The sequence below is a fragment of the Saccharothrix sp. ALI-22-I genome (assembly GCF_001984175.1).
Taxonomy (GTDB): Bacteria; Actinomycetota; Actinomycetes; order Mycobacteriales; family Pseudonocardiaceae; genus Actinosynnema.
Genome location: NZ_MTQP01000064.1, coordinates 161178 through 175051 on the forward strand (window position 1 = coordinate 161178; position 13874 = coordinate 175051).

13 protein-coding genes are annotated in these 13874 nt (G+C 68.7%); 2 read left to right on the top strand and 11 right to left on the bottom strand.

Annotation, left to right across the window (positions count from 1 at the left end; genetic code table 11):
• Window positions 1-9: 9 nt before the first annotated feature.
• On the top strand, window positions 10-981 hold the full coding sequence (gene dapD / locus ALI22I_RS25765) for a 2,3,4,5-tetrahydropyridine-2,6-dicarboxylate N-succinyltransferase (RefSeq protein WP_077008112.1): 972 nt from the start codon (window positions 10-12) through the stop codon (window positions 979-981).
• Window positions 982-1112: 131 nt separating this feature from the next.
• Here the strand turns inward: dapD and dapC are convergent, their stop codons facing one another.
• Both dapC and fdxA read right to left on the bottom strand, forming a co-directional pair.
• Entirely contained in the window at window positions 1113-2195 is a 1083-nt protein-coding gene (dapC, locus tag ALI22I_RS25770; RefSeq protein ID WP_077008113.1) for a succinyldiaminopimelate transaminase, read from the bottom strand.
• Between the two features lie 41 nt (window positions 2196-2236).
• Window positions 2237-2563, bottom strand: a complete 327-nt coding sequence (gene fdxA / locus ALI22I_RS25775; RefSeq protein ID WP_077008114.1) for a ferredoxin — start codon at window positions 2561-2563, stop codon at window positions 2237-2239.
• 146 nt (window positions 2564-2709) lie between these two features.
• On the opposite strand from fdxA, the gene ALI22I_RS25780 reads away from it, so the two are divergent.
• The gene (locus ALI22I_RS25780; protein ID WP_077008115.1) at window positions 2710-3447 is read left to right on the top strand and encodes a GNAT family N-acetyltransferase; all 738 of its coding nucleotides are present in this window, start codon (window positions 2710-2712) and stop codon (window positions 3445-3447) included.
• Here ALI22I_RS25780 and ALI22I_RS25785 read toward each other — a convergent pair.
• From ALI22I_RS25785 to ALI22I_RS25825, 9 genes are all read right to left on the bottom strand, one after another.
• Window positions 3423-4148, bottom strand: coding sequence for a hypothetical protein (locus ALI22I_RS25785; protein ID WP_077008116.1), 726 nt, complete (start codon window positions 4146-4148; stop codon window positions 3423-3425). The genes ALI22I_RS25780 and ALI22I_RS25785 overlap by 25 nt on opposite strands.
• Entirely contained in the window at window positions 4129-4521 is a 393-nt protein-coding gene (locus tag ALI22I_RS25790; protein ID WP_077008117.1) for a hypothetical protein, read from the bottom strand. The genes ALI22I_RS25785 and ALI22I_RS25790 overlap by 20 nt, the downstream gene beginning before the upstream one ends.
• Complete coding sequence (mshB, locus tag ALI22I_RS25795; RefSeq protein ID WP_077008118.1) at window positions 4518-5357, bottom strand: N-acetyl-1-D-myo-inositol-2-amino-2-deoxy-alpha-D-glucopyranoside deacetylase; 840 nt, start codon at window positions 5355-5357, stop codon at window positions 4518-4520. Before mshB ends, ALI22I_RS25790 begins: the two co-directional genes overlap by 4 nt.
• A 194-nt stretch (window positions 5358-5551) precedes the next feature.
• A complete protein-coding gene (locus ALI22I_RS25800) occupies window positions 5552-6607 on the bottom strand; it encodes an ABC transporter ATP-binding protein (RefSeq protein ID WP_443216963.1) in 1056 nt (351 codons plus the stop codon).
• A 26-nt stretch (window positions 6608-6633) separates the two neighbouring features.
• A complete protein-coding gene (locus tag ALI22I_RS25805) occupies window positions 6634-7824 on the bottom strand; it encodes an ABC transporter ATP-binding protein (RefSeq protein ID WP_077008119.1) in 1191 nt (396 codons plus the stop codon).
• On the bottom strand, window positions 7821-8780 hold the full coding sequence (locus ALI22I_RS25810; RefSeq protein WP_083752009.1) for an ABC transporter permease: 960 nt from the start codon (window positions 8778-8780) through the stop codon (window positions 7821-7823). The genes ALI22I_RS25805 and ALI22I_RS25810 overlap by 4 nt, the downstream gene beginning before the upstream one ends.
• Entirely contained in the window at window positions 8773-9771 is a 999-nt protein-coding gene (locus tag ALI22I_RS25815) for an ABC transporter permease (protein ID WP_083752010.1), read from the bottom strand. The genes ALI22I_RS25810 and ALI22I_RS25815 overlap by 8 nt, the downstream gene beginning before the upstream one ends.
• 144 nt (window positions 9772-9915) lie before the next feature.
• A complete protein-coding gene (locus tag ALI22I_RS25820; RefSeq protein WP_077008311.1) occupies window positions 9916-11739 on the bottom strand; it encodes an ABC transporter family substrate-binding protein in 1824 nt (607 codons plus the stop codon).
• 291 nt (window positions 11740-12030) lie between these two features.
• Window positions 12031-13701, bottom strand: coding sequence for an ABC transporter family substrate-binding protein (locus ALI22I_RS25825; RefSeq protein WP_077008120.1), 1671 nt, complete (start codon window positions 13699-13701; stop codon window positions 12031-12033).
• Window positions 13702-13874: the final 173 nt, after the last annotated feature.

The window sequence follows — 13874 nt, forward strand, 5'->3', positions numbered from 1 at the left end:
TTGGTCCCCGTGAGCACCGCAAACCCCACCGGCGCGTACGGCGTCGGACTCGCCACCGTCACCCCTACCGGCGCTGTGCTGGACACGTGGTTCCCGTCGCCGTCGCTCGGGTCCGCCGAGTCCGGCGTGGCGCTGCTGTCGTCCGCGGAGATCTCGGCTGCGCTCGGTGAGGCCGCCGCCAAGCAGCTCGGCGCGGACGCCGAACGTGACGTGGAGGTGGTCGGCGTCCGGGTCGGCATCGCGTCGCTGTCCGACGCGCCCACCTCCACCTACGACGTGTGGCTGCGGCTGCACCTGCTGTCGTCGCGGCTGGTCCGGCCGCACGGGGCGAACCTGGACGGCGTGTTCGGGCTGCTCAACAACGTGGTGTGGACGAACTTCGGGCCGTGCGCGGTGGAGGGGTTCGAGCAGACCCGCCTCCGTCTGCGCGCCCGTGGCCCGGTGACCGTTTTCGGGATCGACAAGTTCCCCCGCATGGTCGACTACGTCGTGCCGTCCGGTGTGCGGATCGCCGACGCCGACCGGGTGCGGCTGGGTGCGCACCTGGCGTCCGGCACGACCGTGATGCACGAGGGTTTCGTGAACTTCAACGCCGGCACCCTGGGCAGCTCGATGGTCGAAGGCCGCATCTCCGCCGGAGTGGTCGTCGGTGACGGTTCGGACGTCGGCGGCGGCGCGTCGATCATGGGCACCCTGTCCGGCGGCGGCAAGCAGGTCATCTCCGTCGGCGAGCGCTGCCTGATCGGCGCGAACGGCGGCGTGGGCATCTCGCTGGGCGACGACTGCGTCGTCGAGGCGGGCCTCTACATCACCGCGGGCACCAAGGTCACCGGCGCCGACGGCACCGTGGTCAAGGCCGGCCAACTCTCCGGCATGTCCAACCTGCTGTTCATCCGCGACTCCGTCTCCGGCGCCGTCAAGGTCCTCCCCCGCAAGGGCACCGGCGTAGAACTCAACGCCGCCCTCCACTCCAACGACTGACCGTCCGCCACTCACCTGACACGAACGTTCAACTCGCCTGTTCCGAACGTTGGACACGCGCGTGTCCGACGTTCAGAACGCGCGTGTCCAACGTTCGGGACAGGCGAATTCAACGTTCGGAACGGGCGGGGTCAGGGGGTTAGGCGGTCTGCGGCGGTGGCGATGCGGTCGTCGGTCGCGGTGAGGGCGATGCGGACGTGCTTGTCGCCGGTGGGGCCGTAGAAGGTGCCGGGGGCGGCCAGGATGCCGCGGTCGGCGAGCCAGGCGATGGTGTCCCAGGCGTTTTCGCCGTCCCGGGTGGACCACAGGTAGAGGCCGGCTTCGGAGTGGTCCACGGTGAACCCGGCCTTGGTCAACGCGGGCAGCAGCAGGTCACGACGTGCCCGGTAGCGCTCGCTCTGCTCGGCCACGTGCGCGTCGTCGCTCAACGCCGCCGTCATGGCCGCCTGCACGGGCCGGGGCATGATCATGCCCGCGTGCTTGCGCACCTCCAGCAACGACGCCACCAACGCCGGATCACCCGTCACGAACCCCGCCCGGTACCCGGCCAGGTTGGACGACTTCGACAGCGAGTGCACGGCCATCAAGCCGTCCAGGCTCCCGCCGTTCACCGAAGGCAGCAGCACCGACACCGGCTGCGCCGTCCACGACAACGCCAGGTAGCACTCGTCGGACGCGACGACCGCCCCCACCGCACGGGCATCCGCCACGGCCTGCGCCAACTGCGAGGCGTCCTGCACCCGACCGGTCGGGTTGGACGGCGAGTTCAGCCACACCAACCCCGTCCCGGGCGGCGGCGGCTCGCCGTCGGCCAGCCGCACCGGAGTCGCACCGGCCAGCCGCGCGCCCACCTCGTAAGTCGGGTACGACAACGCCGGGATCGCCACCACGTCACCCGGCCCCAGGCCCAGCAACGTCGGCAGCCAGGCCACCAGCTCCTTCGACCCGATGGTCGGCAGCACCGCCACGGGGTCGAGCGCCGGCACACCGTGCCGCCGCGTCAACGCGCCGACCACGGCCTCCCGCAACTCCACGACACCGTGCGTGGTCGGGTAGCCGGGCGAGTCCGCGACCGTGCCGAGGGCGCGCTGGATCAGCTCCGGGACCGGGTCCACCGGCGTGCCGATGGACAGGTCGACCACGCCACCGGGGTGCGTGCGCGCCTTGGCGGCGTGGTCGGCCAGCGAGTCCCACGGGAAGTCCGGCAGCCTCATCCGAGCCGCACCCGACCTGCCCGAACCAGGGTTACCCGAAGTCACTCGTGCGACGCCTGCGGCGGGAGAGCCTTGATGAAGCCCGGGTCCGCGCTGACCTTGCCGACCTTGGAGGCCCCACCGGGGGAGCCCAGCTCGTCGAAGAAGTCCACGTTCGCCTTCGTGTACTCCTTCCACTCGTCCGGCACGTCGTCCTCGTAGTAGATGGCCTCCACGGGGCACACCGGCTCGCAAGCACCACAGTCGACGCACTCATCCGGGTGGATGTACAGCATCCGGTCGCCTTCGTAGATGCAGTCGACGGGGCACTCTTCGATGCACGCCTTGTCGAGCACGTCCACGCACGGCTGGGCGATCACATAGGTCACTGCGCTCTCCTGCTCTTGTTCTGGTCCACACCGCGCAAGCCGGAGAGTACGCGGCGGATTCGATTGTCCAACGGTCAGGCTTGCCTTATCAGCACCGTGCTCCAGCTCACAGACCGCCGCTCACCTGCACCCGGCACGATGCGGGGGTGGAGCACGTCACCGAGTTGGAGCAACGGTGCGCGGACGCGTGGCCGGCGTTGGTGGACCGACCGCTCGGGCAGTGGCGGCTGCGCGCCGCCGGCGGGTTCACCGGACGGGCGAACAGCGCGCTGACCACGGGTGATCCGGGTCTGCCGGTCGCCGACGCGTTGGCCGAGGTGATCGGGTTCGCGACCGCGCACGGCATCACACCGACCGCCCACGTGGTCATCGGAGCACCCGCCGAGGCGGGGGTCGAGGCGGCCGGTTGGCGGGTCGATCTCGATCACCCGGGTGGCGCGGAGTCGCTGGTGATGACCGGCCGGACGGCTGGGTTCGCAACTCCGAAGTCGGCCGACGTGGTCGTGTCGGATTCCCCGGTTCCCGAATGGTGGGAGCTGGCCGCCCAACCGGACCCCACGGCGGCGCAACGGCACGTGCTGGCGTCCGGGGACAAGGTCGGCTTCGGCACGGTCACCGAACACGGGCAGGTGCTGGCCGCCGTGCGCGGCGCCGTCGTCGGCGACCTGCTCCACGTGGCACGGCTCGCCGTGCGCCCCGAGGCGCGCAGGCTGGGTCTGGCCCGCCGCCTGATGGGCGGTCTGGCGACGTGGGGGCTCGACCACGGCGCGACGACGTGCGCGTTGCAGGTGGCCGAGCACAACAAGCCCGCGATCACGCTCTACGAGTCCCTGGGCTGCGTCGAGCACCACCGCTACCGCTACTGGGTCTCGAACCACTCGTAGGCGGCCGCGCGGACCCGTTTCAACGCCGACCGCTCGCCGAAGTAGTCGCCCACCACGCCGACCACGGGCAGCATCCCCAGCGCCTGGTGGTAGAACCGGCCCCGCGGCCGCTTGTCCAGCTCGTCCTCCAGCTTCCAGAGGACCTTGGCCAGCTTCCAGATCGTCGCGCCGATCGCCTTGAACGTGGACCGCTCCCGCAGTTCCTCGGTCAGCTCGGCGGTCTGCTCGTCCTCCCGGGGATCGACCGCGCGCCCGTCGACCTCCCGCTGGAACAGCACGTGCGCGAGCAGCCGCACCCGGTCCTCGGTCGAGGTGAACCCGTGCTCCCCCGCGATCGCGGACAGCAGCAGTCCCTGCCCCGCCGCGCCCAGCGCGGACTGGATCGGCAGCCGGTCGGCCAGCACGCCGCCGATACCGGGCAGGGCCGCGATCAGCGACACCAGCCGGCCGACCCGGTTGAGCCAGAACTCGTCGCGCTGGTGCACGTCCATCCGGACCCACGCGGCCGTGCCGGGCACCTTCACCGCGGCCAGCTGGTCCCACAGCTTGTCCACGAGCCTGCGGTCGGCGCCTTTCTCGACCTCCCGGTCGCGCAGGCCGAGCAGGTTCGCGTCACGGAGGGTGTCCAGCAGCGGCCCCGTCGCCCGGACGAACGGCCGCAACGCCCGCACCACGTCCCGGTCAGTGATCGTCTCGGGCACCGGCCTGCCTCCCCATGTGGGCGCCGACCGCGATGGCGCTCGGCAGCACACCGCCGGCGAACAGCACCAGCGTGCGCCAGTCGTTGAGGAGCACCACGTCACCGCCCGGACCGAACAGGCCGAACAGCAGCAACGTGCCGATCCACACCAGCAGCGGCGACACCGCGGCCAACGTGCGGTGCGCGTGCCGTGACGCGGCCAGCACCAGCAGCGGCGTGGTCACGATCGCGAGCACCACCGTGACCGGGAACGGCCAATCCTCCACGCGCGGCAACAAGGTGCCGTCCAGCCGCAACGGCAGGAAGAACAGCTCCAGCACCGCGAGCACGAACGCCGCGACCGCGATCCCGACGAGCGCCAGGCGATCGCTCAATCCAGCCCCCCGAACAGGTCTGTCTCCGCGCCCTCCGCGGGACCCTTGGCCAGCACGTAGTACTCGGCCTGCACGACGGGCTGCGCGATGCCGTTGGACAGCGCGTAACTCGCGCCACCCGAACCGTCCTGCCACACGCTGACCTGCGTGGAGTGCGCCCGCAACGCGCGCAGCTTCGCCACCAGGTGCTCGGAGATGTCGATGGTGCTGGTGATGACGGCGTCATCGGTGACCGGCAGCTCGCCCTCGGCGGGCAGCCGCCACGGCAGGTCCGCCATCTCCGCCAACGCGGCGGCGCCCGCCTCCGTCGCCGCACGCGACGTCACGGCGTGGAAAACGCGGTCCACGTCCACCGCCGCCGCCATGGTGATCTGGTGCGCCCGGATGTGGTCGGGGTGGCCGTAGCCGCCGAACGCGTCGTAAGTGACGACGACCTGCGGCTTCACCGAGGTGATGATCTCCGACAGCGCGGCGACCTGCTCGTCGAACGAGCCGCTCGCGAACGCGCGCGGGTGGTTGTTCGCCTCGACACCCGCCATCCCGGAGTCCCGCCAGCGGCCGATGCCGCCCAGGAACCGGTGGTCGGTCACGCCCAGCGCCGCGCACGCCGATCTCAGCTCGGCGACCCGGTACCCGCCGAGTTGATCGGCGGCGTCCGCGGCCAGCTCCCGGAGCGCCGGCGGGATGATCTCGCCCTCCTCGCCGAGGGTGCAGGTGACCACGGTGACGTGCACACCCATCGCCGAGTAGCGGGCGATGGTGCCGCCCGTCCACAGGCTTTCGTCGTCGGGGTGTGCGTGTACCAGCAGCAGCCTGGGTGGAGCAGTGAGCGTCACCGGATCAGAGTAGTTGCTGTGTTGGATGGCGCCGCCTCCGGCGTCGCGGGCTCGGTCGCCTGGAAGTCGACCGCTCGCGCCTGATTTTCCGACGATCTAAAAAGCGTGATCGCCGGAAAATCAGTCACGAACGGTCGACGCGACCTCGCGGGCGGGTCAGGGCCACCGAATGGCGGTGGCCCTGACGACACGCACTAGCCGACCAAAGCCGGCATTACCTCGGCGAAGTGGCAGGCGGAGAGGGTGCCCTCGCCGTCGCCGCGCCGTTCCAGCTTGGGCTCCTCGACGGCGCAGATGTCCTGCGCCTTCCAGCAGCGGGTGCGGAAGCGGCAGCCCGACGGGGGGTTCACCGGCGACGGAACGTCACCGGCGAGCACGATCCGCTGGCGCTGGCGTTCCACCTTCGGGTTCGGCACCGGCACCGCGGACAGCAGCGCCTGCGTGTACGGGTGCATCGGCCGGGCGTAGATGTCCTCCCGCTCGCCGATCTCGATGATCTTGCCGAGGTACATCACCGCGACCCGGTCGGAGATGTGCCGGACGACCGACAGGTCGTGCGCCACGAACAGGTACGCCAGCCCGAGGCGCTCCTGCAACTCCTCCAACAGGTTCACCACGCCCGCCTGCACCGACACGTCCAGCGCGGACACCGGCTCGTCGAGCACCACGAGCTTCGGGTTGAGCGCGAGTGCGCGGGCGATGCCGATGCGCTGGCGCTGACCGCCGGAGAACTCGTGCGCGTACCGGTTGCGGTGCTCCGGGTTTAGGCCGACGAGCTCCATCAGCTCGTTGACCCGCCGCTGCACGTCACCGCCGCCGTCGCCCTCCGGCAGGCCGTGGATCTTGAACGGCTCGGAGATCAGCTCGTTGATCTGCCAGCGCGGGTTCAGCGAGGCGTACGGGTCCTGGAACACGATCTGCATGTTCCGCCGCACGGTCCGCAGCCCGCGACCGCGCAGCGAGGTCAACTCGCGGCCCTCGAACTTCACCGAGCCGGACGTCGGCTTGTGCAGCTGGAGGATGGCCCGCCCGGTGGTGGACTTGCCGCAGCCGGACTCGCCGACCAGGCCCAGCGTCTCGCCCGGGTACAGGTCGAAGCTCACCCCGGACACGGCCTGCACCTGGCCCACGGTGCGCGGGATGATGCCGCCGCCGCGCACCGGGAACGACTTGACCAGGTCCTTGACCTCCAACAGCGGGGTCTCGCCCGGACGTCCGCCGGACGCCAGTCCCCCGGCCTGCGGGTTCACCGCCGGAGAATCTTGCCGAGTCGACGTCATGAGGTCGGGTTCTCCTCTTCTTGCAGCCGCGCTTCCACCACGTCGACGTCCTCGGCGATGGGCATGTCCGGGTTCGCGATGGTCAGCGAAGCCGGGTTCTCCACCACGCCGATCTCGTCGTGCGCGAACAACCGCTGCGGGTTCTCGATGGTGGCCAGGTGCGCGGAGCGGTGGCACCGCGCGAAGTGGCCGGACCGGTCGGTCTCCAGCAGCAGCGGCTCGGTCTCGCGGCACTCGTCGATCGCCAGCGGACAGCGCGGCGAGAACGAGCAGCCCTGCGGCAGGTTCATCAGCGAGGGCGGCGCGCCCTTGATCGGGGTGAGCCGCTTGCCCAGCATGTTCGGGTTCGGGATGGAACCCAGCAGGCCGACCGTGTAGGGCATCCGCTGGGCCTCGAAGACCTCGTCCACGGTGCCCTGCTCGACCACGGTGCCGCCGTACATCACCTGCACGCGGTCCACCATGCCCGCCACCACGCCCAGGTCGTGCGTGATGACCACGATGCCGGCGCTCGTCTCGTCCCGGATGCGCAGCAGCGTGTCCAGGATCTGCGCCTGCACCGTCACGTCCAGCGCCGTGGTCGGCTCGTCCGCGATGATCACGTCCGGGTCGTTGATGATCGCCATGGCGATCATCGCGCGCTGCCGCATACCGCCGGAGAACTCGTGCGGGTACTGCGCCGCGCGGCGGTCCGGCTGCGGGATGCCGACCAGTTCCAGGGCCTCGACGGCCTTGGTCCAGGCCGCCTTCTTCGACACGTCGTGGTGCGCCCGGTACGCCTCGGCGAGCTGCCAGCCCACCGTGTACACGGGGTTCATCGACGTCATCGGGTCCTGGAAGATCATCGAGACGCCGTTGCCGCGGACCGGCTGCATCTGCTTGTAGCTCAGGCCGACGAGTTCGCGGTCCTTGAACTTGATCGACCCGCCGATCCGCGCGGTCTTGGGCAGCAGGCCCATGATCGCCATCGACGACACCGACTTGCCCGAACCCGACTCGCCCACGACGCCCAGCACCTCGCCGGCGCCGAGGGTGAACGACACGTCCCGCACCGCGTGCACGGTGCCGTCGTCGGTCGGGAAGTCCACCGAGAGGTTCTCGACCCGGAGCAGCTTCTCGCCGCCGGAGCCGGCCGTGTTCTCCCAGGCCGAGGACTCGGGTGTCTGCATCACGTCCATCTCACTCATGCCTTCACCCTCTTCTGCCGCGGGTCGAAGGCGTCCCGGAGACCGTCGCCGATGAAGTTCACCGACAGCGAGATCAGCACGATGAACACGAACGGCAGGAAGAACACCCACGGGTGCAACGTCAACTCGTTCTTGTTCTGGCTGATCATCAGGCCGAGCGACGTGTCCGGGCTCTGCACGCCCAGACCGAGGAACGACAACGCGGCCTCCAACAACACCGCCTGCGCGATGGCCAATGTGGCGTTGACGATGATCACGTCAATGGTGTTGGGCAGGATGTGCCGGAAGACGATCCGGAACGTGGACGCGCCCAACGCGCGGGCGGCCTCCACGAACTCCTTCTCGCGCAACGACAGCACCATGCCGCGGATCACGCGGGCGACCGACAGCCAGCCGATCAGGCCCAGGTACAGCGCCACGACCAACCAGTTGCTGTTGCTGCCGCTGCCGCCCGTCACCGAGACCACGAAGGTGTTGCGCGCCAGCACAGCCGCGATGATCAGGCTGGGGATGACCAGCAGCAGGTCGATGAAGCGGCTGATCAGGGTGTCGACCCAGCCCTTGAGGTAGCCGGCCAGCGCGCCCAGCACCACGCCGATGACCGTGGACAGGAACGCCACGATCATCGCGATCTGCAACGAGAACTGGGTGCCGCGGATGATCTGGGCGACCATGTCGCCACCCAGCCGGTCGGTGCCGAACGGGTGGTCGCCGCTGGGCGGCAGGTACCGCTTGAAGCCCAGGTCCGTGTACGGGTACTTCCAGAACACGCCGCCCAGGAAGGCGAACAGCACCAGCGCCACGAACAGGATCAGGCCGAACACGGCCAGCTTGTGCCGGGTGAACCGGCGCAGGATGACCTGCCACTGCTTGCGCGCCGTGGTCGCGTCGAATGTGCTCGCCTCGCCCTGCGGGGGCGCGGGAGCCTGCGCCACGGGGGAACCGATCTCAGTCAAGGCGAATCCTCGGGTCCAGAACGGCGTACATGATGTCCGCGATCAGGTTGAACGCGATGATGAACACGGCCGTCACCATCATGAAGCCGAGCACCTGGTAGGGCTCGATCTTCACGATCGCCTCGATGACGAACTTGCCCATGCCCGACCAGCCGAACACCGTTTCGGTGATCACCGCGCCACCGAACTGGGCGCCGATGTTGAGCGAGGACACCGTGACGATCGGGATGAGCGCGTTGCGGAACGCGTGTCGGAAGATGGACCTGGCCTGCGAAACACCCTTTGCCTGCGCCGTGCGCACGTAGTCGGCGTTGAGGGTCTCCAGCATCGAAGCGCGCTGGAAACGGCTGTAGAGCGCGAATTGGATGAGCACCAGGCAGATCGTGGGCAGGACGAAGGCGCCGCTGTACTGGAACACCTGCTCGCCGAAGCCGCCGCTGAACCCCTCGCCCGGTGGACCCGCGGTGGTGATCCACCGGTCCGCGCCGATCGACTCCAACCAGTTGTTCAGCTGGATGCCGCCCGCCTTGAGGATCAGGGCTACGCAGAACAACGGCATCGAGAACATCGTGAACGATATCCCGGTCGCCGTGTAGTCGAATATCGAATACTGTCTGACCGCGCCGAGGACGCCGACGGCGATACCGAGGAACAGCGCGATGATCTCCGCGCCGAGGACCAGCCGCGCGGTCACACCGAACGCCTTGATCAGCTCTTCCTTCACCGGCCGGCCCGCGTTGCCGGGGGTGACGGACTCGCCCCAGTCGCCGGTCACGAAGTCTCCCGCCCAGGAGACATAGCGCTCCACGAACGGCTTGTTGTAGCCCGTCCGCTCGTAGGCAGCGGCGATCTCCGCCGGTGTCCGGGGCTTCTGGAGCTTCCACTCGCCCAGGGGGTCGCCCATGGCGTTGACGAGTCCGAAACAGAGGAATGAAGCGACGATCAACAGCGGAATCGAGATCAACAACCGCCGGATTGTGTAACGGAACATGACGAGTCTCTAGTCTCCCTAGGCACCCCCGCGTGCGAGCGTGGGAGCCTACCGGACGCGGACACCGTCCGGGGGGCCGGTGCTTGTGGCACCGGCCCCCCGGCGGTTGGGTAATGCTTTAACTATCCGGACCCAAGCCCGACTTTACTTCTTCTGCCAGGCGTAGAGGTTCCAGGTCACGCCACCACCGACACCGATGTAGGAGATCGGGCCGATGTCCGCGCTCGACGCGGCGAAGTCGGGCAGCTGGAACAGCGGGATGCTGTGCAGGTCATCACGCATGATCTTGTCCGCTTCGTTCATCATGGTGATGCGCTTCTGGTAGTCCAGTTCGCGGTTCGCGGCAGCCCACTTCTCCGTCAACGCGGCGGAGTCGTAGTTGTTGTAGTTACCGGAACCACCCTTGGCCTTCTGCGCGTAGTTGCCGAACGCGCCGGCCTTCAGCGGGGCACCGACCCACGCGAACAGCGCGGCGTCGAACTCGCTCGCCGGGAGTCGCTTGTCGTTGAAGTCGGCGGTCTGGTCGTCGATGATCTCGATGCCGGCCTGCTTGCACTTGTCCTGCAGGATGCGGACGGTGTCGGCACGACGCGTGACGATCCGGTGGCCCAGCTTGAAGGACGCCCGGAACTCACCCTTGGTGTAGATGCCGTCGGCGCCCTGCTTCCAGCCGCCGTCCTCAAGGGTCTTCTTGGCCGCCGCGACGTCACCGTTGCCGACGTCGCCGTAGTGGTCCTCGTAGCCGACCTCGTTGGGCTGGAACGTCAGGCTGCCCAGCGGCTTGGCGTTCGGGTCCACGTCCGCCACCAGCTTCTCGACCAGCTGCTGCCGGTCGAAGCACTGGGCGATCGCCAGGCGCAGGTCCTTGTTGTTCTTGAACAGCGGCAGCGCCATGTTGAAGTCGACGTGCTCGTAGGTCTGGCCACCGGCCGCGAAGACCTCGAACGCGTCGTCGCCGCGCAGCGACTGGGCCACGGCCGGGTCGGCCTGCGGCGCGATGACCTTGACTTCCTTGTTCTGCAGCTGCTGCGCCGCCGACTGGGCGTCCTGGTTGGTCTTCAGGATGACCTTGGCCGGACCGCCGGGGTTGCCCCACCACTTCGGGTTGCGCACCAGGACCGTCTGGTCCTTCAGGTCCGCGGACTCGATCATGTACGGACCGCCGGACAGCGCGACCGACGGGTCGAAGCCGAGCCAACCCTTGGTGTAGAAGTCGGCGACCTTCTGGACGGTCTCGTCGTTCTGCGTCGGCAGCACCTTGGTGATGTCCGCGACGCCGCTCTTCTGCTCCAGGATGTGCGCCGGCAGCAGGCTGTCGCTACCGGGCTGCGAGAACAGGCCGCGGTAGTCCGCGAACGCCTGGTCCTTGAAGAACGTCGTGGTGATGGTCTTGCCGTCTTCGGAGCATTCGAGCTTCTCGATGTTCTCGTAGCCCGTGGGCGACGAGTCGAAGATCGAGGCCTCGGCGCCGTCCGCACCCTTGACGGTGGCCTTGCTGGCGGCCACCAGCCACTTCAGGTGGAAGTCGTCGCAGTCGATGGCTTCGCCATCGGACCAGACGGCGGCCTTCTGCACCTTCCACTCGATCGTCTGCGGCTCGCTCGACGTGACCTTGACGGACTCCATCAGGTCGCCGTCGATCTTGATGACGACCTTGCCGTCGACCAGTTCGGCGATGTACGGCGAGGGCTGCACGTTCGACAGCGCGATGGTGCTGACGAAGTTGTTCGTCGCGCCGATGTTGTTGTTGTAGTTGCGGAACGCGTCTTCGACCGCGACCGCGACCTCGCCGATGTCCTCCACCTTCGGACGCTTGAACAGCTCGTCCTGACCCCCGATCGCGCCGGGGTCGAGGTCCTGTGGCCCGCCTTGGTCGCCGCTGCCCGCTCCGCCGCCACTGCAGGCGCTCAACGCGAGCGCGGCCGTGGTCAACAGCGCAAGCGCCGAGACAGCCTTTGATCTCCTCATCGACACGTGCCCTCCTAGCACTGGGTTGGAGCGACCGTTTGGGCCGACTTCCACCCATAACCGTGATGTGCCAAACGCGCCCCGAACCGACACACCGTTGCAGCACGATAAGAACCAGTGCGCGGCATGGTCACTGCCCAAGGGCCGATCGTGACCAAAGGGTGACACGTTGGTCGCAGCATGCGACTCCGTCGTTACCGGGCGGGAGCGTTCGTTAACCGGACGACGGGAATACTGTCAATATTGCACCGGGAACGCATCTTGAAGCCAGTGTTTCGTAAGAGTCAACGGTCAACGGTCTTCGCGTTGCCAGGTCCGCGCGGTGCTCATCGGACCGGCGAACGGTGCACCCGCGCTGACGTTGCCGGCCTCCGGTAGGACCACCAGCAGGTCCGCTACCTGGAACAACGGCATCGAGACGGCCTGCTGCCAGAGGATCGGCTCGATCGTCCGCAGGGCGTCGGCGAGCAGCAGCCCGCCACTGAGGGCCTGCTCGATGACCGGTTGGACCGCTTGGTCGCAGAAACCGGACAGATTCGCCGGAATGGGTGTACCGCCGTCCTCCGGTGACGGGCGACACCCGAATGCGGAAGCCAGAACGGCGACCGAATCACCGGTGTCCAGCTGCGGCACGACCGCAATGTCGACGGTCTCATTGGAAGTGGCGGTATCCGACAGATCTTGGCCGAACAACTGATTGGGCTGCGTTGTCAGGACGCGTGAAGCGATTCCGGACAATGACAGTTGACGCTGAACCTGGTTCGCGATGGTGACGTACGGCTCGACACCGGCCGGTGCGGCGATGGTCAACTCCAGCGGCTTGTTGTCACGCCCCCACTGCCCGTCCGTCGGCCGGGTGTAACCCGCCTCGGTGAGCAGTTGCACCGGGTCACCGACCTTGGCGGGCATGGTCGGGACGTAGCCGGACTTGCTCGGCGCGACCACCTGGGCGTCGGCGCGCAGGCTCGCGCTCGGACCGCTGCGGGTGCCGGTGGCGATCAACGCGTCGCGGTCGAGCGAGTTCATGACCGCGGTGCGGACGCGGACGTCCTGCATTCGCGGGGAGGCGGGCCGCAGGAGGAGTTGGACGACTTCCGGACGCGGTACGACGACCGTGGAGAGCGGGGTGGTCTTGGCCAGTTCCTCGACGTCCTTGATCGCGATCGCGTCGGCGCGGATGAGGGCGACCTGGTCGTCGCCGGTGTTCAACGCCTCGATCGTGTCGTGCTGGCTGGCCCGGCGCAGGACCAGCCGGTCGAGCGCGGGCGGCTGCTCCCAGAACCGGTCGTTGCGCTCCAGGATGATCTCGCCGCGCGGCTGGTCCAGGGTGCGGACCGCGAACGGCCCGGCGGTGGCCGGGAAGCTGTCCGAGAGGGCCGCGCTCCACCCGCCGGGGGCGTCTTTGAGCAGGTGGGCGGGCAGGAGGTTGCGGAACAGGCTCCGCCAGCCGGGGTAGGGCCTGCTGAACACGACCTCGACCACCTTGCCGCCCTCGCGGCTGGTGATGTCGTCGATCAGCCGGTACCCGGCCGGGTCCACGACGCCGGGCTCCTCCCGCATCCGCTGCCAGAGGTAGACGAAGTCCTCGGCCGCGATCGGCGCCGAATCCGACCAGCTCGCGTCCCGCCGGAGCGTGTAGGTGACCGTGTACGGTTCCGCGCTGGTCACCTCGGCGCTGACCACGAGGTCCAGGTCGAGCCGCGGGCTGCCGTCCGCGTCGGTCCGGAAGGTCGACGGCAGCAGCAGCGCGGCCAGCGCGGTGGTGACGGTGCTCTGGGCGGCCAGGGTGTGCGGGTTGTAGCCGCCCTTGACGTCGTCCATGCCGACGACGATCTCGTTCAGCTTCTCCTTCGGGACGACCGTCATCCCCGGCGTCGACGGCACGAGGGGCGGAGGTGGTGTCGCCGAGCAGCCCGCCAGGGCAAACGCAGCCACCACCGCTAGAACCGTTCGCTTCCCCATGAGTACGAGCGTGCCAGACGCCGCTGACAGTTGACGGCCAGGTCCCGCGACTCCCGCTCCGATTCACCACACACACCCACGCACACGTGGCCGGCGACACACTGCCGACCTCCGCGCGCGGTCACACGGCCGTCACGCGGCCGCCGCGTGATCGTCCCGCCGACGTCACGCGC